Here is a 19,174-nt window from a genome sequence, read left to right as displayed (position 1 = left end):
CTATGACTGCCTATCTATTGCTGCGGCTGCGTGTACTGGGCCGCTTGTTGGCGGAGTTGGGGTGGTGGCGAATGGTGCTGCTGGGGCCGATGCTGCTACTAGCACTAGCGCGAACTTTCGTCGTATTGGCCCCGCATCCAGCCGGGCAATGGGTGGTGCCGCCGCTCGTAGTGCTACTGCTACTCAGCCAGCACCGTCGCCGTTCCGACCTGCCCTTCCTGCACCTGGCCGCGCCTAGTTTTCGCTGGTGGCTGGCCGCCGAATATGCGTTGTGGAGCCTGCCGGCGGCTGGTGCGCTGCTGGGGTTCGGAAGGGTAGGCGCTAGCCTGCTGACTGTAGGGCTTGCTCCATTTTGTGCCTGGGTACCTGCTGCACAGATCCACACTTCGTCGCGGCACCGGCGCAGCCTGCTGCGGAGCGAAGCGTTGGAGCTGATTAGCGGCTTCCGGCAAACTGGTGCGTGGCTGTGGTGGCTGGCGCTACTGGGGACGGCCTTATGGTGGCAACAGTATTCGGTGGCACCGGCAGTGGCATTTGGCATCTGGACAGTGCTTTTTGCCTCTCTCTACGGCACGCCGGAACCCTGGGAGCTGTTACTGCCTGCACTTCGGCAGCCAAGCGCATGGCTGCGGCGGCGGGTGGGGCTGGCGCTCCTCTATTTCAGCCTGACAGCGGCTCCTTTTGCTTGGCTGCTTAGTAGCGGCCCCGCCGGGCCGGATGGTGCGGTATTGCTTATGCTCTGGGGAACTGCATTGCTCACGATGGTGGTGCTGGCCCGCTATGCCTTCTACCCCAGCGCGCTGCTGGTACGGCTCACGCAGGGTGCAGTGCTGGCTCTGAGTGTGCTGGCGGCCGGCCATCCGGTATATCCGGCGTTGCTGGCGGTGGCTTTTTTCGGACTTATCTGGAAAAGCCGGCAGCGGCTTTCCACCTTTCGCCATGATTGAAGTAAATGGCCTGCGCAAGGCTTTTGGCACGCACGATGTGCTGCACGATGTCAGCCTGAACCTGCGGCCTGGTACCCTGCATGGCTTGGTGGGAGCTAATGGCGCCGGCAAAACCACGCTGCTGCACTGCCTCTACGGCCTGTACCATGACTACCAAGGCACGGTGCGCGAAACTACAGGCCTATCTATTCGCCCGTGTACAGGCCTGCTGCCCTACGAGCCGTACTTCTATCCGCGCCTCACTGGCCGCGAGTACCTAGAGTTTACGCTGCAGGCCCGTGGCCGAGCCTTAGTTGATTTTGAGGGCTGGAATCAGCTTCTGGAGCTGCCGCTCGACCAATATGCCGAGGAGTATTCGGCGGGCATGAAGAAGAAGCTGGCACTTCTGGCGCTCCTCGTGCAGCCCTTCCGCTACCTTATCCTGGATGAGCCCTTCAACGGCCTTGACCTCAACACCAACCTGCTACTGATGGAAATACTGCGGCGGCTACGCGGGCAAGGTACCGGTATTCTGCTGACCTCGCACTTGCTGGGCTCCCTCACCGAACTCTGCGACGAACTCACAGTATTGGCTGATGGTACCGTACGCCGCCGCTACCAGGCGGCCGAGTTTGGCCAGGTGCAGGCCGACCTGCTCGACGGTTTCTACCAGAATAAGCTGGCGCAGGTACAACGCTTGCTGCCACTGTAACGGGCAAATACCGGAGGATTCTCTACTAAAACGCTAGGTAAAAATCCTGTAGCAACGTCCGAAACGCTGCTGAGTATTCCTCCACGTCATCTTTTACCAACAGGTCATGCTGCTGAGCCGGCTGCTTTTGCCACGAAAAAGCTGTGATATGGCGTAGCGGCTTACTGCCGGCGCGGTGCTGGAGCACCAGCCTTGTTAGCGGCCACAAACCGGCCTGAGCCGCAGCTTCCTCGAAGTGCCGCATTTCCGGTGGTGGGAGCAGTACCGTGAGACGCCCGACAGGTGTTAGAAAATCAGACGCGAAGCGGGCTAATTCGGGGAAGGAAAGCGTATCGTCGGCGGTGTGGCGGGCAGTGGTCCGCTGCGCATTGGGGGAGCGGAGCGAGTGGCGGAAGAAGGGCGGGTTGCAGAGAATATGGTCGAAGGGCGCCGGACAAGTGGCGGCGAAACGTGCCAGTGGCTGCGCATGCAGCGTAAGGCGCGCAGCCCAGGGGCTGGCCGCGAAATTGGCCGCCGCTTGGGCTGCCGCTGCCAGCTCCAGTTCCACGGCTTCTATCCGGGCGCTTGTGTTGCGTTTGGCGGCCATCAGGGCCAGCAGCCCGGTGCCGGTACCGATGTCCAGTATGCGCTGCGCCTCCTCAATGTCGGCGGCGGCACCCAGTACGCAGGCATCGGTGCTCACCTTCATGGCGCACTCACCCTGCTCGATGCGGAACTGCTTGAACTGGAAATAGGAATTGGCCACTCGGCGCGAACTACAAAGGAAGACGAGCAAAGGTCCTGCTTTATGCCCACATCAGTAGCGTCCGGCCGGCCGCAACACGCATAAAAAAAGCGCCAGCCTACCTGGCTGCCGCTTTTTTTGCGCAGAGCAGGCTGGCTATGATCCGCCAGCACGGCGTTTCTCTTCCTCAGCTCCGCCTGAGCGGCGCTTGGTAGGTGCTACCTTGTCGTTGCCGATGCGGTAGCTGAACGAAAGAGTTGCTACGCGGGAGTCGCGGCGCTGATTGAAGCGCTCCACATAGTTCTCATAGGAGGAAGTAGCACGCACATAGTCGGTGAAGAAGATATCCGTCATGTTCAGCTTTAGAGTGCCCTTCCGGTCCCACACCGTCTTCTGAACTCCGGCCGTTACCTGGCCCTGTGGCCGCACCTGAAAAAAACCATACACTTCCGGCGACTGGTAGAAAGCAGTTAGGTCGGCGCTCCAGCCTTTGCCAATGGTGAAAGAGCTAGTGCTGTTGACGTTATATGCCGCTTTGCCCGCATTGAGGCGCGTGCCAGCCAGGTCACCGGTGAAGTGGTTGTAATACACCACCAAGTTATTGGTCATGCTCCACCACTTGGCCAGTTCCAGCGGAGCAGTTAGGGTGAGGGCCGTGTACTGCTGCTGCCCTAAGTTCTGGTTCGTTGAGACGACGGCCCGGCCACCTTCCGGTGCCGGCTGCACCGTCCCGATAATGGGGTTAGTCGTGACACTGTAGCTCAGCCCGAGGCTGTATTTCTGGCGAAAAGTGTGCGTAAGCTCAAAGTTGTAGCTCGTCTGGGGCAGCAGATCGGGGTTGCCGGCACCATAAGTTGTTGCGTCGATGTAGGATTTGAATGGGTTGAGCTGTCCATAGGACGGCCGGTCGATGCGGCGGCTCAAGGACAGAGAAACCTCGTGCGTTTTAGAAAACTCCCGCTTCACTGCCGCGCTCGGAAACAGCTGAAAGTAGTTGCGGTCGAAGCCTTGGTCTGGGTCTTCGGGCACGCCGGTGGCCTTGGTTTGTTCGCCCCGCAGGCCGGCCTGCAGCGTCCAACCCGGCTTGGTGTAGTTGAAATTTACATAGCCTGCGTTGATGTTCTCGTCGTACAGAAAGCGGTTGGAGCGGCGGGCGTCGCGCACCAGTCCTACTCCGTCCGGCCCCGGAATCCGGAACAGCAGATCATTGTCCGACGTCACCCAGCTTACTTTGCCGCCGGCTTCCATCGTCAGGCGCTTGCTCAGCAACTGCGTGTAGTCTGCCTTCACCGACCAGATGTCGAGCTGGCCGTGCTGGTTGCTGTCGAGGAAATCGAGGGAATCAATGGGGAAGGTGTAAGTCGTATTCAGCTGCTGCAGGCGGCGTGCGTCGTAGCGCGCCACATCGGCGTCGGCCGTTAGCTCGCGCGGCCCCACCGAATCGGCTTTGAATGTATGGCGAAAGTTTAGATTGCCGGCCACGTTGGGCGCCACAATGCTGCGCGTGTTCAGCGACTGATACTGGCGCTGCAGGCTGTTGTTTGCGGCCAGCTGATCGGAGTTGTTGGTGCCATCTTGGTTGAACCGAAAGTTCACGCCGCTTACTGTTGCGCCCAGCACTGTCCGTTCGGTCAGGTCGTAGTCGAGGCCGGCTTTCCAGGTGTGGGAACGGCCGCGCCCTTTGCTGAAGTTGTCCTGCTCGGTGCTGCCCGTGAAAGTGCGCTGCCCGTCCGGATAGCTGAAAAAGTCCCGGTGAATCATTAGGTCCCCAAAGTTCTCCCGGTCGGCGTAGGTGTAGCTCCCAAACAGGTTCAGGCCCTTGCGGCGGTGGTTGAGCGAAAGGCCCGTTGTGTATTTATCAACGCTGGACTGCCCCCGTCCGTAGCTGGCATTGAGAGTGCCGTTGGTGCCTAGGCGCTGGTCCTTTTTAAGGTTGATGGCAATAATGCCAGCACTACCCTGGGCGTCGTATTTCGCTGGTGGGTTCGTTATCAGCTCAATATTCTTCACTTGGTCGGCGGGAAGGGCGCGCAAGTAGTCGGCCAGTTCAGTGCCCGTCATGGGCTGGCGCTTGCCGTCAATGAGCACGAGCACGCCTTGGCGGCCACGTAGGGCCAGGTTGTCGTTGCCGTCTACCGTCACACCCGGCGAACGGCCCAGCACCTCCAGCGACGAGGCCCCCGCTGCCAGCGTGCTACCTTCCACATTCACCACGGTACGGTCGGCGAGGCGCTCAAACAGTGGTTTCTGGCCTACTACTGTCACTTCCTTCAGGGTAGTGGCCCCGCTGGCTGTCAGCGCGAGAGGCGGTAGGCTCACGTCGCTGCCGGCCACTTCTACCGGTGCGCTCCAGCGCCGCACAAATCCTACTTGTGAGGCCAGTACCAGATAGCGTCCGGCTGCTACCGGACCTAGCCGGAACGCTCCTTTTTCGTCGCTGAACTCCGATTTTACAACTACCGAATCGGTGGCCCGATGCAGCGTGAGCGTAGCAAACTCCAGTGGCTTGCCCGTAGCATCCTGTACCGAACCGCGAACCGCGCCGGTAGCTTGTGCCGCCGCGTAGTGCGCAGGAAAGACAGCTACCGGAAAAGCAATAACAAGGAAGGCCAGCCGCCCAAGCAGCCGAGTAAGTAGGGTTTTCATGAGCCAGACGACGTGTCGCTAGTGAAAAGAAGGAAAGGAAGGATGAGCTGCTAGAAGACGGTAGCGGAGTAGCAGAGGCGGCCGAAAGGCCGGAGCAGCGAGCTTGGAATGGAACTTCCTACGCTGCTCGTCAGCAGATGCAGGAAGAATTCGATGTGTCTACGAATTTGTTCGTACAATTATATACGAATGTTTTCGTAGAAGCAAATTTTGTTTTTACTATTTATCAAGTGCTACCAACAGGTGATTCTTGAGGCTGACAGAGAGTGAAGTAACTACTAGGAAGTAGGGGCCCGTGCGCTGCAATTCAGGTAGATGCGTTCCAGCATGTTGCGCAATAGGGTTAGGTCGTCTTCAGAGAGGCCCTTCAGTGCTAAGCTGCGGTTGTTGAGCACCACTGGCTGCACATCACTCAGTACCTGCTCGCCTTCCTTGGTCACGCGGAGCTGGCTGCGGCGGCCATCGGAGGGCAGAGGCACCGCCACTAGCAGGCCGCGCTTGGTCAGCAGACTGATCATGCGCGCTACCGAGGCCTGGTCTTTGAAAACCCGGTCGGCAATGTCGGCCTGGGTGAGGTCGTCGTGCTCCTGAATCACGCGTAGCACCAGCCACTGGTCGATGGTAATAGCAATACCGGCCCGGTCGATGTTGGCTTGCGCCAGCTTCCGGTACTGCCGGATGGCCTTATCGAGCGAGTAAAAGATGACACTGGAGAGCATAAAGGGAATTTCAGGAATGATATCCTATAGATGTATGATATATCATTGAAGTTGCTTTGCTGAGTAAAAAATGTTGGAGATGCTGTGCACTCTGCCGACTCAGTCTGGTAATCCGTGGTTAATGGCTGTGGAGTACCCAATAAAAAATCCGGCGCCCAATACATCGGACGCCGGATATAGTGGCAGCAATTCGAAGGTTACTGACTGATGGCGCGGCGCTTTTCGTCCTCGGCGCCAGTGGCGCGCTTGCGGGCCGGTGCCACCTCGTTGCTGCCGAACCGGTAGGTGAAGGCCAGGGTAGCCACGCGGGTGTCCTGCGTGGAGCGGAAGGTTTCCTCGAAGGCTACGTAGCGGGAGGTGGCCTGCACCGGGGCGGTATAGAGCAGGTCGGTGGCATTGGCCCGCAGTGTGGCGCGGCCGTCGAAAAGGCTTTTCTGGATGCCTATGCCCACCTGCCCGAAGGCATTCACTACCTGAAACGCATACCGCTCCCGGGAATGGTAGCTGCCATTGAGGTCGGCGGTCCAGCCCTTGCCCAGCGTAAATGTGCTGTTGGCATTCAGAATAGCGCCCGGCTGGCCGGCGGGTGGGGCTGTGTCGCCTAGGTTGCCCTCGAAGTAGATGAAGAACAACTCGGCATCGGCGTAGAGCTGCCACCATTTAGTGGGCGCCAGCGGGGCCGTAAGCGTGAAGGCGTAGTAGTGGCGGGTGCGCAGGTTTACATCGGTGGCGGCTACCAGCAGGGTGGGCTGCGCCAGATACACGCTTACTATGGGCTGGCGGGCGTGGGCGTAGCTCAGGCCGGTGGTATATTTCTGGCGCCAGGTATGAGTCAGCTCGGCGCTGTAATTGGTTTGGGGCAACAGATACGGGTTGCCGGCGCGGTAAGAAGTGGCATCCACGAAAGAGCGGAAAGGGTTGAGCTGGTTGTAAGTGGGCCGGTCGAGGCGGCGGCTCAGCGAAAACCCCACCGAATGCTTCTCCGAAAGCGTCCGGCTCAGGCTCAGGTTCGGGAATAGCTGGAAGTAGTGCCGGTCGAAATTTTCGTTGCCGATAACTTGCCGGCCGGTGGCGTTGGTCTGCTCGGCGCGCAGGCCGGCAGTCAGTGTCAGGGTGGGGCGGGGGCGGGTCAGGCTCAGGTAAGCCGCGTTGATGTTCTCATCGTAGCGAAACTCGTTCGACTGGTTGGTATCGAGGTACGTAGCACCGTTTTCGGTTCGGTAGAACACCACACTGTTGTCTGACTGCACCCAGCTGGACTTGGCGCCGGCTTCTAGGCGCAGGCCCCGCGGCAACGGCCGCACGTAGTCGGCCTTCACCGACTGAATGGTAAGTGTGCCGTCGTGTGTGCCAAGAAGAGAGGTTGGCGTACGGGTTGGTAAGGTATAGGAGGTAGCTAGATTCAGTAGCCGCGTGATGCCATAGCGGGCCATATCGGCGTCGGCGGTCAGCTCCGGCGTGCCCACCGAGTCGGGGCGGAAGGTGTGGCGCAGCGTGAGGTTGCCGGCTATGTTGGGCGTGCGCAGGTTGCGCAGGTTCCAGGAACTGTAGCGGGTAGTAGATGCGCCTTGTGCATTAAAGAACTCCGATGCGTTGGTGCCTTCCCACGGCGAGTTGCTGGCCAGCCCGCTGAGCATGGCGCCCAGCGTGGTTCGTTTGCTTGCAGTGTATTCCATCCCAGCCTTCCAAGTGTGCGACTGCAGGTGGTTGCGCATCTCATTGAGCTGCTGACTACTGATTTGCACCTGCCCGTCCTGCAGATAGCGGCGGTTGAAGGTCAGGTTCTGGAAGTTGCGGCGGTCTGTGTAGGCGTAGGAGCCGTAGAGGTTGAGGCTGGCACTACGGTGATTCAGGGAAAGGCCGGAAGTGTGCTTGCCGTAGTGGCCTCGGCCGTAGCTGGCATTCACGCTGCCATTGGTGCCTAGGCGCTGGTCCTTCTTGAGGTTGATGGCAATAATGCCGGCGCCGCCCTGGGCGTCGTATTTGGCGGGAGGGTTCGTAATCAACTCAATCGTGCGCACCTGTTCGGCAGGTAGGGCGCGCAGCATCGAGGCCAGTTCCACGCCGGTCATGGGCACCCGCTTGCCATCAATAAGCACCAGTACGCCCTGCTTGCCGCGCAGGCTTAGGTTGTCGTTGCCGCCAACCGTCACGCCCGGTGCCCGGCTCAGCACATCCAGCACTGTGTTGCCAGCGGCCAGCGTGCTGCCTTCCACATGCACAATCGTACGGTCGGGTAGGCGTTCAAAAGCCGGTTTTTGCGCCGTCACGGTCACGCCGCGCAGTTGCTGAGCCGCGCTGGGCGTCAGCGTGATGACCACCACCTGGCCCACGGCGGCACTGGTTTCCAGCGGCCCCACCCAGGCTTGCCGGTAGCCAATATGCAGCACCGACAACAGGTAGCGGCCCGCGACAGGCGGTGTGAGCAGAAACTTGCCTTCCGCGTCGCTGAATTCGGTCTTAACGGCCACGGAATCGGTGGCACGGTGCAATATGATGGTAGCGTAGTCCAGGGGAAGGCCTGCGGCTGAGCGCACCACTCCCGGAATTGGAGCAGCAGGTATCTGGGCAGCAGAAACCTGAGGCAAAAAAAGCAGCGCTACTGAGAGGTGCCATATCCAGCCCAGAAAGCTGGTAGAAAAGCGTGTGTGCACAGTCCGGTGGTAAAAAAGTGGAGCGTGCAATAGGTGGCGTGTGGCGAGGCCTCGCAATTCCAGGGCTGGAAAGAAGCAAAGCCGGGTAGAGTATAGAGCGGTTAACTAAACTGTTTTGGGCCTTTACCAAAGCCCGCTTTTGAGTAGTGGAAGGAAAGATAGAAAGAAAGACCGATTTGGCCTCGCAGGTTTTGGGAAAACCGGCAGCCCAGTAGCACGCCGGAACCGAAGCTACACAGCCCAAACAAAACTACCCCGGCCCTAGTGGACCGAGGTAGCTCGAAAGAAGTCTGTAACAACAGAACGACGACCTATTTCAGCGCATCCAGCGCTGCCCGCAACCGGGGCAGGGCTGCCTCAATAGAATCCAGCGAAGCGCCTCCCACTGACATCCGGAACCAGGGAGCCGTATCGGAAGTCCCGAAGGCACTGAACGGCACCAGCGCCAGCCGGGCTTCGCTGATGAGGTAGGAGGTCAGCTCCTTTGTGGTGCGTAGTACCTGCCCGGTCGCCGTGGTTTTGCCCAATACAGCCAGCTTGGCCGTGAGGTAAATAGCGCCCATCGGCACGATGGAGTCGACGGGGTAGCCAGCGCCTTTTAGCTCCTGCAAACCGTGGTGCAGGGTGTCGAGACTACGTTGAATGTTGTCCTTGAACTCGTCCACAAAACCGTCGACAGCCGGCGTATTCGGTAGAAACTTAGCTGTGGCTACCTGCTCGGCTTTCGGGGCCCAGGCTCCTACGTGGCCCAGAATGGCTTTCATCTTATCGATGACCACCGCCGGCCCGAAGGCATAGCCCACTCGCACGCCGGTAGCAGCCAGACATTTTGAGATGCCGTCGATGTAGATGACATAGTCGCGCAGCTCAGGGCGCAGGTTTACCGGGTCGAAGTGTCCGGTCTGGCCGAAGGTGAGCATCCAGTAAATCTGGTCGTAGAGCAGGTAAAGAGGCTTTTCGCCGGGCTGGCGGCGCTGGTTCTCCGCCACTACTAGGTCGCAGATGGCCGCCAGGTTTTCTTTGGTGAATACTGTGCCCGTGGGGTTGAGCGGCGAGCAGAGGGCAAGCAGCGTGGCGCCGGCCAAATGCGGAGCCAGCTCGGCGGCTGTAGGCATGAAGTTGTTCTTGGGCGAGGTTTCTACCATCACGGCCTCGGCACCCGAGAGGTGGCAGTAGTGGTTGTTGTTCCAGCTGGGCACCGGAAATACTACTTTGTCGCCGGGGTCTACCACGGCGAGGTACGTGGCATAGATGAGAGGCCGGGAGCCACCCGCCACCAGCACGTCGTTGGGGGAATAGGCCAGGCCCAGCCGCTCCTTTGTGAAGGCGGTGGCAGCTTCGCGGAGCGCAGCTATGCCGTTGGCAGGCGGATAGTTGGTATGGCCGGCCTGATACGCCGCCGTAATTTCGTGCTGTAGCTCCGTCGGAATGGGGAAAATAGCCGGGTCGAAGTCACCGATGGTGAGGTTGCATATCTGCTCCCCCTTGCGGATCATGTCGTTGACTTCATTGCCGATTTTGATGATTTCGGAGCCGATAAGGCTGCCGGCCATTCGCGAAACTTGCATGAGGAAGGGGTTTGTGGTCGGCCAAAAGTAAGAGGTGCAGCGGCAAATGCTACGGCCCAAGGTGCACAGTAGCGCGGATTTTGCTGAACGCTCTGCCTACCTTGCAGCCCATGCTGACTTTTGAACTTCCGACGCTGGCGGCGCTGCCCGCCGTGGCCGCCCAGGTGCTTGAGGCACTACAGAGCCACTCCATTGTGTGTTTCGAAGGCGAAATGGGGGCCGGCAAAACCACCTTCATCAAGGCGCTCTGCCAGAGTATGGGCGTGCAGGATGAGGTGAGTAGCCCCACTTTCGCGCTGGTAAACGAGTACCGCGACGCGCAGAACCAGCCCATTTACCACTTCGATTTCTACCGCCTCAACGAACCCGTCGAAGCAGTAGGCATCGGGGCGTTGGAGTACTTCGATTCCGGCTATCTTTGCCTGATAGAGTGGCCCAGCCGCATTGAGGCGCTGTTGCCACCAGAGCGGCTGCTCATCACCCTTCATGTCACCGGCGAAGAGTCTCGCACTCTTCAATTAGAAATTAAGAAATAAGGAATCAGATGTACGCAGCGAATTGTAAAGAATTCGTTTGTAAAATGCTGAATTTCAGATCTACTACTTTCTAATTCATACCTATCAGAGATGCCCGAAGCAGTACCACCCGGATTTGAGTCGTTGGCCACGAGCCGCGCCTACTTCACGCAGGAATCCATGCTGGCTGTGGAAACCCGGAAGCGTAAGCTGTTTATTGGGCTGCCCCGCGAAACCTCGCTGCAGGAAAACCGCATCTGCCTGACGCCGGAAGCCGTGAAGCATCTAGTGGAAGAAGGACACGAAATTGTGATGGAAAGCGGGGCCGGTGAACCCAGCAAGTACTCCGACCACGACTACTCCGAAGCCGGGGCCACTATTGCTTACTCGCAAAAAGAGGTATACGAAGCCGACCTCATCCTGAAAGTGGCGCCGCCCACCCACGACGAAATCGAGTTTCTGCGCTCCAATCAGACGCTGATATCGGCGCTGCAGTTTGGTACGCTCACCTCCGAGTACGTTACGGCCCTCACGCGCAAGAAAATCAGCGCCATCAGCTTCGAGCTGATTAAGGACCCGAGCGGAGCGCGGCCGGTGGTGCGGGCCATGAGCGAAATAGCCGGCTCCACCGTCATGCTGATTGCGGCCGAATACTTGGCGCGCTCCAACGAAGGCAAAGGCATCATCTTGGGCGGTATCACGGGCGTGCCTCCGTCACAGGTCGTGATTCTGGGTGCAGGCACAGTAGCCGAGTACGCTGCCCGCGCTGCTACCGGACTAGGGGCTGAGGTAAAAGTGTTTGATAATCACTTGTATAAACTGCGTCGCCTCAAGCAAAATCTAGGTACGCAGCTTTACACCAGTACTCTCGATACGTTTGCCTTGAGCCAGCAGATCCGGCGTGCCGATGTGGTGATTGGGGCCCTGAACGCCGAGGACGGCCGGGTGCCGTTTATGGTGCCCGAAAGCATGGTTTCCAGCATGGCGCCCGGCTCCGTCATCATCGATGTGAGCATTGACCAGGGTGGCTGCTTCGAGACGAGCGAGATGACCAGCCACAGCAAGCCCGTCTTCCGCAAGTACGACGTGATTCACTACTGCGTGCCCAACATTGCCAGCCGCGTGCCGCGTACTGCCACCAATGCCCTGAGTAATATCTTCACGCCTATTCTGCAGGAAATTAGCCAGCACGGCGGCATCAATGAGGTGCTGTTCACGAATGAGCATTTCCGTAGCGGCGTCTACATCTACAAAGGCTCCCTCACCAACGCCACCATTGCCAAGCGCTTCAACATGCGCTATAAGGAACTGGGGCTGATGATTGCCGTGCGTAACTGACAGATGGTTTCGTACAGGCGGAGGGCACAATAGTCAGAAGTCCACCTCACACACGTCGTCCGGAAGGCGGGAGAAATTCTGCAGCACATGAACAGCCAAACAGAAGCCGAACTGATAGCCCGGCCGGTACTGAAGTTTACTTCGCAGGAGCTTGCTCAGGCAATGAACCGGTCGTTTGAAGAGTACTTCGTGCCCTTCAACTTTGATGCCGCCAGCTTTGAGCGGCGCTTCCGGAGCGAGCATCTTGACCCCGCTGCCAGCCGGCTCTGGTTTAAGGGCGACCAACTGATAGGAGTGGTATACCTAGCCCGGCGCGGCTGGACCTGCCGGGTAGCTGGTATGGGGCTAGTGAAGGAAGCGCGTAGCCAAGGCTATGGCCGGACCATGCTGCAAACCGCCATAGAAGAGGCCACGATGCGCGGTGACCGGGAAATGCTGCTCGAAGTCTTCACTGAAAACGAGCCGGCTCGGCGCCTCTACGAGCGGCTGGGCTTCCGCAATACCCGCCACTTGCTCAGCTTTAGGCGTATGCCAGCCCCAATGTCCAACATGACTGCCCTTAGCGAACTGGACCCGCTAACGGTTGCGCGGCTGGTAACAACAGAGGGAGAACCGGACTTGCCTTGGATGTTCTCGGGCGAGACTCTTGCGGCTGCGGCGCCACCTGCGCGGGCTTTCCATTTGGCTCACAGCGCCTACGCTGTGGTGCGGCCGGAAGCTGAGCGCAGCCTGCTACTGACGTTGGTAGTGCCGCGTGCCCTACGTCGCCAAGGGTGGGCTACGCGCATGCTGCAGGCGCTAGAGGCCGAATTTCCAGGCGTGCCGCTGGTAGCATCGTTGGTGCCGGAGGGGGCGGTGCGCGCAGTATTGCAGGCTGCGGGATGGGAACAGCAGCCCTTGTCGCTCTACGAAATGGTGCGGCCCCTAGGCTAGCCTGCAGAGGGCGTGGCCAGCAGCAGCGTTTTCCAGGCGTCCAGCAGGCGGCCTTCTTCCAGAATTTTCTTCCCTAGCACCACCAGCTCGTGGCGTTGTGCTGCTGGGTCGGCGGCGTGTTTGCTGAGCGTGTAGCTCACTAATGGGTCCTGCCGGAACGCCTGCACCTGCTCGGGAGTGGGTAGGGCCTGCTGCTCGATGTTGGCGAGGCGGCCCAGGTTGTTGCCGGTGAGCAGGTCGGAGGTGCGGATATGCTCCGGGAGCTGGTCAATGCCGATGCCCTTGTTGCGGTTAGGTTTGGGCACAATGAACAGGCTTTCGGGCACCACGCGGCTGTACCAGTCGCCGGCGAGGCGGGCCACAGCATCGAACTTATGCGGGTCGATGCCGGCACCATCGGCCAGCAAAATGTCCTGGCGGAAGTGGGCCTGCACCACCCGGCAAATTACGAGGTTGCCGCCGCCGTTGGAGTCGCCGATGGCAATAATCTGCTCCACCACGCACTCCAGCGACACCGGACACTCCGCCACACGGGGCGGGCGCACTTTGTCAGACGGCAGCTCCGTGAGGCCGGCTTTCACAAACTCATTCACGCCCCGCTCATACTCGGTGCTGGCCAACGACATCTGCTCCACCACCGCGTAGTCGCAGATATTAACCACGCATTCGGCCACTTCACGCACGTTGAAAAGCGTGTGCTTCTGGGTGTTGTCACGGACGCGGTTGGCAGGCGAGAAGATAAGTGTGGACGGGTTGGAGCTGAAGACGTTAAAGAACGAAAACGGGCTCAGGTTCACCTCGCCATCAGCCGAAATAGTGCTGACGAAAGCAATGGGGCGCGGCGCCACGGCACCCAGTAGGAACTGGTGCCACTCGGGGCCGGGCAGCGTGCCGGGCGTGATGGTGCGGAAGGACATATGGTGGGAATGGATGGGACAATGAGCCGGCAAAGGTAAGGGAGCATTGCAGCGGAACCGAAGCACCGCTCAGAGCACCCATTCGGCGGGCACTGCGGGTTTGCCTTGCACCGGAAGCTGCACAATAAACTCCGTGAACACACCTTCCTGGCTTTCCACGCGGAGAGTGCCGCCATGCCCGCGCGTGATGATGTCGTAGCTGACGGCTAGGCCCAGGGTAGAACTTTCGCTGACGGGCTTTGTGGTGAAAAAACGCTGAAAGATGCTGGCCTGCACAGCCTCCGAAATGCCGGACCCGTTGTCACGAATCCTGATTTCGACATACTCGCCCGCCAGCTTTGTGGTCAGGCTCACTTGCGGAACGTAATCTTCCTCGCCCAGGCGCTGGCGCTGCTGTACGGCATAGAAAGCTGTGGTGAAAAGACTGACCAGTGCCCGCCCGATGTCCTGCCGCACAATGGGCACTTCCGGTAGATTGGAAGCAAAATGGGGCAGGAGGGCGGCATTGAAGCGCCGGTTTTTGAGGCGCAGATCCTGGTAGGTAAGCCGCATGTACTCGTTGGCCAGCATGCTGAGGTCGGTGAGTTGGCGCTGGGCAGGGCTGCTGCTAGAATATTCGAGCATGCCTTCCACAATGCCTTCGGCCCGCTGGCTGTGCTTCACGATATGGGCCTGATACTGGCTCAGATTCTGGAACATATCATCAATGATTTGCTGGTCGTCGATGGGCAGCAGCACCTTTGCCAGTTCCTCCCGAATCTCCTGACACAGATTTACGCTGATGGCAGCGAAGTTCTTGACGCTGTTCATCGGGTTCTGAATCTCATGCGCCACCCCAGCCATCAACTCGCCGAGAGAAGCCATTTTCTCGCGTAGCAGCAGCTGGCCCTGGGCCGCCCGCAGTTCCTGCAGCATCTGGGCCAGCCGGTCGCGCTGCTGGGTCAGCTCTCGTTTCTGTTGGCCAATCTGATCATTGAGGCTTTGTAGTTGCTGATTGGCCCGTTTCTGCTGCCGAATGTGGCGAGCCAGCAGCAGCGCCAGCAGCAGCAGCGCCCCGAGTGAGCCCCACAACACATACGTGCGGACATCGGCTGTGAAGCGCGTATTTTCATCTTCCAACTGCCGCAGCCGCTGCTGTTCGGCAAAGCCAATGGCGTCGAGCTGCTTAATGCGCTGCGGATTGTAGAGGCTATCCTGTGCCGTGAGCATAATGCGCAGGTATTTCAGCGTGCTGTCGTGCTGCCCGCGTTTCTCAAACGACTCGGAAAGCAGCCGGCTGGTATGCAGCACCCCCAGTATGAACGGCAGGGTCTGGCCCAGGACCAGAGCCTTGCGGGCGTAGAAATGGCTGGAGTCAGGCTGTTGATTGGTATGGTAGAGTTCGGCCAGATACTGATAGGCCCGGCAGCCACTGCGTTTGTCGTTCTCCGTGGCAGCGGCGCGGGCACTGCTATGATAGTAGCGCACGGCTTCTGCCACCCGGCCCTGCGAAGCCTGCAGCAGTCCTAGCTCCCGTAGCACATACGGCAGCGGGTTGCCCCAGCAGCTCCAGTCCTGCTTACGAGGCGCCGCAGCAAGGGCATACGCGCGGTTTAGAAAGTGTGATGCGGAGTCCAGTTGCCGAAGACCTTCGTAGCTGGCTCCAATGTTGGTTAGCACGCTGATCAACTGTGAATCGTCCTCAATGCCGCCTTGCTCGTATAGTCGCAGCGCCCGAAAGTAGTACCCTAAAGACGGCCGGAAATCATCCAGGGCGTAGTAGAGCAGGCCAGTCTGGTTGAGGGTCCGGGCCGTGCCTTCGGCATCGTGGCTGTCTTCGTTGAGTTGTAGCGCCTGCAGGTTGATGCGAAGTGCCGCCGGCAGATTGCCCCGCTCGCTCATCAGAATCCCGATGCGCGAAAGGCACCGGCCTTCGCCCTTGGCATAGCCGATACGCCGTGCCAGCCGCAGCCCCCGCAACGCGTAGTAGCGCACCGAGTCGAAGCGGGAATAGCGGTAGGAGGCACTCAGGTTGGCAAGTAGCAAGACTCGGCTGGTATCGGAGGTTGCCTGTGCCAGAGTTCCACGCAGTAGGGGCGTCTGCGGGCTTTGGGCGAAAACCCGGCTAGCCATCAGCAGCAAAAACAAGAGCACCACCACCGGAAAGCGTACAATCATGCGTGAAGTTAAACAGGTTGGCCGCATGCGCCAAGCGCTGTTGTATTCGTTTGGAGCAATACAGCCGGCGTGGCTTCAGTATCTTCCCGGCGTCTTTCCTGCTACCAGTTGCTTCTGTTATTTATGCCGCGTATCACTCTGCTGTTACTGTTGCTGTTAAGCGGAGTATTTGCTGCCGCTCAGCCTACTGCCGATACTACCCGTCTGCGCCGCCACCTGCTGGCTCTCATTACCACGCCCGAGCCGCGCAACTACCAGCATCTGGCCAGCCTCAATCAGGCCGCCGACTATATCAAAGCAGAACTGCGTGCCGCCGGTGCCCGTCCTGCTGAGCAACCCTACGAGGTGCGGGGCAATACCTACCGCAACATACTCGGCAGTTTTGGTCCCGAAACCGGTCCGCGGCTGATTATTGGGGCCCATTATGATGTGTGCGGCGAGCAGCCCGGTGCCGACGACAATGGCACTGGTGTAGCGGCGCTACTGGAGCTGGCGCGGCTGTTGGGCCAGCAACCTCAACTGCCCTACCGCATTGATCTGGTGGCATACACGCTGGAGGAGCCGCCGTTTTTCCGGACCCGGCAAATGGGCAGCTACGTGCACGCCAAGTCTATGCACGATGCCGGCGTGCCAGTGCGTGGTATGGTGGCGCTGGAAATGCTGGGCTACTACGACGACCGGAAAGGCAGCCAAGACTATCCGCTGGGCCCGCTGAAATGGATTTATGGCAGCCGCGGCAACTACGTAACCGTAGCGCAGAAATTCGGTAACGGTCAGTTCGGGCGGCAGTTTGCGCGGCGCTACAAAGGTGCAGCAGCTCTGCCCGTAAAGCGTTTTAAAGCGCCGGCTTGGCTGCCTGGCATCGACTTCTCCGACCACCTCAACTACTGGCAGTTCGACTACTCCGCCGTGCTGCTTACCGACACGGCCTTCTACCGCAATAAGCACTACCACGAGCCCACCGACACGCTGGGCCGCCTGGACATGCGCCGCCTGGGCCTAGCTGTAGATGCCGTGCTGGTGACTGTGCTAGCTATGTAAGCCCTGAATCAGCTTGGCCAACCCACACCCAGCCGGTCTGAACCATTAGTTAGAAGTTGCCGTCAGTAGGCGTGTATGAGCGGTGTGGTTTGGCGAGTGGACAAGATAAAGTACCATCAATCCAGCAATACTTGCTAAATAGGTATATATTTACTAAAATAATATAGCTTCATAGTAAGGACTTACTCACCACCCATATGGCCCAGATCAGCTGCCCGAAGTGCGAATCGAAAGAAGCTACCAAAAGCGGCATTGTGGGCGGCAGGCAGCGATATAAGTGCAAGAACTGCAGTTACCATTACTCGGTAGCCAAGACGGGAAAGGAAACCAATCCGTACTATGTCATCAAAGCACTGCAACTGTATGTGGAGGGCGTGAGCTACCGCGAGATTGAGCGGCTGCTGGGCGTGAGCCATGTGTCGGTGATGAACTGGGTGAAGAAATATGGCGTGAAGGCTCCCCGACAGACAGAGTATCATCCGACCTATAAAATACTTAATCAGAAAGAGCTGGCCGATTTTTTTGCGAAGGCGGAAAACCTGAAAGGAGCCGGCATGATGGTGACCGAGCTGGGCGACAAATACATGATGATTCGCTGGGAACGGTTCCGGCAGGGGTAGCAAAACTATAGGAGTTAGCAGAAGTATAGCAGAATAGTGACTTCTACAGTGGGATTCTTCTACTTGGCGGTGTAGTCCGGAGGCTGTGTGCCAGCGGGCTGTTTGCGCCGACCTTCCCCTCACCACTATTCCCACCACGTCCATGCAAAACGCCCGTTATGCGCTGGCACTGAGCGCGCTTATGTCAGCGGCTGGCGCCTCGGCTCAGGTCACGCCGGTTCCGCCGCCTGCCAGCACTCCACCTGCCCCGGCTCCTGCTGCCCCGGCTCCGGTGGTGGCTGCCACCCCGCCGCCGCCCACAGAATCGGCTCCTTATGGGCCGGGCATGAAGGTGAACATCTCGCCCGACGGCTCGAAGTACATTCGCTTCATTACCTGGCATCAGGTATGGGCCCGCTACACCGAGAATAACACCGGCACGCTGCGCGCGCCTGGCAAGCCGCAGTCCGACCAGGTTGATTTCGCCTTGCGCCGTTCCCGCCTGATTGTTCTTTCGCAGCTGAATCCCCGGTTTCTGGTGTACACCCACCTCGGTATCAATAACCAGACGGCAGTAAGCGGCGGTTTTGCTCCAACTGTTGATGGTAAAAAGCCGCAACTGTTCGTGCACGAGGCCGTGGTGGAGTATAAGGTCAATAAGTACCTGAACCTGGGGGCGGGGATGCACTACCAGAACGGTCTGTCCCGAATGACACGCTCGAGCACCATCAACTACCTCACGCTGGATGCGCCGCTGACTAACTGGCCTGTCATTGAAGCAATTGACCAGTTTGTGCGCGGTATTGGCGTATACGGCAAAGGCCGCGTTGGTAAGCTCGATTACGTGCTGTCGGTCAACGAATCATTCCTGACTAACCAAACGGGGGCGTTCAGCACGCCCTTGGGCCTGGGCACGACCACCGGCACCGGCGCGGCACGCGTAAATACTGGCTCCAACACGGCGCAGTATAATCCGCAGGGCACCAACCACGTGTACCAGGGCTATTTCAGCTATGAGTTTCTGGAGCAGGAAGCCAACCTGCTGCCCTTCAACGTGGGCACATACCTGGGAGCCAAGCGGGTGTTCAATATCGGGGCTGGTTTCTTCTACAACAAAGACGGCATGTACTCCCGCTCGGCAGGCAGCGTGCTGGATGCCGCCGCCATCGACGCGGCCACCGCTGCAGGCCTAGGTTCACTAAACACCGTGGGCACCACCAAGCACGATATTGCCCTGTTCTCGGCCGATGTGTTTTTTGATACGCCCATCAACAAGGAGTCGGGCACGGCCTTCACGGCATATGCCGTGTACTACAACTACAATATGGGCCCCAACCATACCCGCTTCATTGGGGCCTCGAACCCTGGCTACGGCACCGATGCCCGCCGTGGCAATGCTGTGCCGCACTCCGGTACCGGCAACGTAGGCTATGTGCAAGCCGGTTTCCTGCTACCCAAAAATCTGCTGGGCCCCAAGCTGCGCGTGCAGCCCTACGCCTCGCACCTGCTGGCCGGCTACGAAGGCCTGCGCACCAGCGACGGAGAGCAGAAGAACGTGAATATTTTCGATGCCGGGGCCAACTTCTACATCGATGGGCACAACGCCAAATTCACGCTCAACTACCGCGCCCGGCCCGATTTCACGGACATAAACAACTTGGACTACAAGCCGGAAATCACGCTGCAGACGCAGGTGGCCCTCTAGCCGCAAAGCTGCCTTTCAAC

At 59.1% G+C, this 19,174-nt stretch carries 15 protein-coding genes; 8 read left to right on the top strand and 7 right to left on the bottom strand.

Annotated features, from left to right (window positions below):
- Positions 1-2 precede the first annotated feature (2 nt).
- Positions 3-947: a hypothetical protein gene (locus H4317_RS10400; RefSeq protein WP_185886415.1), complete on the top strand. Its 945-nt coding sequence runs from the start codon at positions 3-5 to the stop codon at positions 945-947.
- A complete protein-coding gene (locus H4317_RS10395) occupies positions 940-1,638 on the top strand; it encodes an ATP-binding cassette domain-containing protein (protein WP_185886414.1) in 699 nt (232 codons plus the stop codon). Before H4317_RS10400 ends, H4317_RS10395 begins: the two co-directional genes overlap by 8 nt.
- 25 nt (positions 1,639-1,663) lie before the next feature.
- On the opposite strand, the gene H4317_RS10390 is transcribed toward H4317_RS10395, so the two are convergent.
- The 5 genes from H4317_RS10390 to H4317_RS10370 all read right to left on the bottom strand — a co-directional run bounded on the left by H4317_RS10390 (position 1,664) and on the right by H4317_RS10370 (position 9,949).
- On the bottom strand, positions 1,664-2,383 hold the full coding sequence (locus tag H4317_RS10390; RefSeq protein WP_260625623.1) for a tRNA1(Val) (adenine(37)-N6)-methyltransferase: 720 nt from the start codon (positions 2,381-2,383) through the stop codon (positions 1,664-1,666).
- A gap of 135 nt (positions 2,384-2,518) precedes the next feature.
- Positions 2,519-5,008, bottom strand: coding sequence for an outer membrane beta-barrel protein (locus H4317_RS10385; protein WP_185886413.1), 2,490 nt, complete (start codon positions 5,006-5,008; stop codon positions 2,519-2,521).
- A 278-nt stretch (positions 5,009-5,286) separates the two neighbouring features.
- Entirely contained in the window at positions 5,287-5,727 is a 441-nt protein-coding gene (locus H4317_RS10380; RefSeq protein ID WP_185886412.1) for a MarR family winged helix-turn-helix transcriptional regulator, read from the bottom strand.
- 197 nt (positions 5,728-5,924) lie between these two features.
- Positions 5,925-8,381, bottom strand: a complete 2,457-nt coding sequence (locus H4317_RS10375) for an outer membrane beta-barrel protein (RefSeq protein WP_185886411.1) — start codon at positions 8,379-8,381, stop codon at positions 5,925-5,927.
- Positions 8,382-8,692: 311 nt separating this feature from the next.
- A complete protein-coding gene (locus H4317_RS10370) occupies positions 8,693-9,949 on the bottom strand; it encodes a pyridoxal phosphate-dependent aminotransferase (protein WP_185886410.1) in 1,257 nt (418 codons plus the stop codon).
- A 110-nt stretch (positions 9,950-10,059) separates the two neighbouring features.
- On the opposite strand from H4317_RS10370, the gene tsaE reads away from it, so the two are divergent.
- From tsaE to H4317_RS10355, 3 genes are all read left to right on the top strand, one after another.
- Positions 10,060-10,485 (top strand): tRNA (adenosine(37)-N6)-threonylcarbamoyltransferase complex ATPase subunit type 1 TsaE, encoded by a 426-nt coding sequence (tsaE, locus tag H4317_RS10365; RefSeq protein WP_185886409.1) that lies wholly within the window; start codon positions 10,060-10,062, stop codon positions 10,483-10,485.
- Positions 10,486-10,575: 90 nt separating this feature from the next.
- Complete coding sequence (locus H4317_RS10360; RefSeq protein WP_185886408.1) at positions 10,576-11,802, top strand: alanine dehydrogenase; 1,227 nt, start codon at positions 10,576-10,578, stop codon at positions 11,800-11,802.
- Between the two features lie 87 nt (positions 11,803-11,889).
- Positions 11,890-12,735 (top strand): GNAT family N-acetyltransferase, encoded by an 846-nt coding sequence (locus tag H4317_RS10355; RefSeq protein WP_185886407.1) that lies wholly within the window; start codon positions 11,890-11,892, stop codon positions 12,733-12,735.
- Here H4317_RS10355 and H4317_RS10350 read toward each other — a convergent pair.
- Both H4317_RS10350 and H4317_RS10345 read right to left on the bottom strand, forming a co-directional pair.
- Positions 12,732-13,652, bottom strand: coding sequence for a flavin reductase family protein (locus tag H4317_RS10350; RefSeq protein WP_185886406.1), 921 nt, complete (start codon positions 13,650-13,652; stop codon positions 12,732-12,734). The two genes, H4317_RS10355 and H4317_RS10350, sit on opposite strands and share 4 nt — an antisense overlap.
- Positions 13,653-13,721: 69 nt before the next feature.
- Complete coding sequence (locus H4317_RS10345) at positions 13,722-15,809, bottom strand: tetratricopeptide repeat protein (protein ID WP_185886405.1); 2,088 nt, start codon at positions 15,807-15,809, stop codon at positions 13,722-13,724.
- 123 nt (positions 15,810-15,932) lie between these two features.
- Here H4317_RS10345 and H4317_RS10340 point away from each other — a divergent pair, with 123 nt between their 5' ends.
- The 3 genes from H4317_RS10340 (at position 15,933) to H4317_RS10330 (ending at position 19,154) form a co-directional block, all read left to right on the top strand.
- On the top strand, positions 15,933-16,850 hold the full coding sequence (locus tag H4317_RS10340) for a M28 family peptidase (RefSeq protein WP_185886404.1): 918 nt from the start codon (positions 15,933-15,935) through the stop codon (positions 16,848-16,850).
- A 197-nt stretch (positions 16,851-17,047) separates the two neighbouring features.
- Positions 17,048-17,470 (top strand): IS1/IS1595 family N-terminal zinc-binding domain-containing protein, encoded by a 423-nt coding sequence (locus tag H4317_RS10335; protein ID WP_185886403.1) that lies wholly within the window; start codon positions 17,048-17,050, stop codon positions 17,468-17,470.
- 142 nt (positions 17,471-17,612) lie between these two features.
- Entirely contained in the window at positions 17,613-19,154 is a 1,542-nt protein-coding gene (locus H4317_RS10330; RefSeq protein WP_260625622.1) for a hypothetical protein, read from the top strand.
- Positions 19,155-19,174 lie beyond the last annotated feature (20 nt).

The sequence above is a fragment of the Hymenobacter sediminicola genome (assembly GCF_014250515.1).
Taxonomy (GTDB): Bacteria; Bacteroidota; Bacteroidia; order Cytophagales; family Hymenobacteraceae; genus Hymenobacter; species Hymenobacter sediminicola.
The sequence above is the reverse complement of the archived record's forward strand: the minus strand, read 5'-3'. Positions and strand labels throughout refer to the sequence as shown.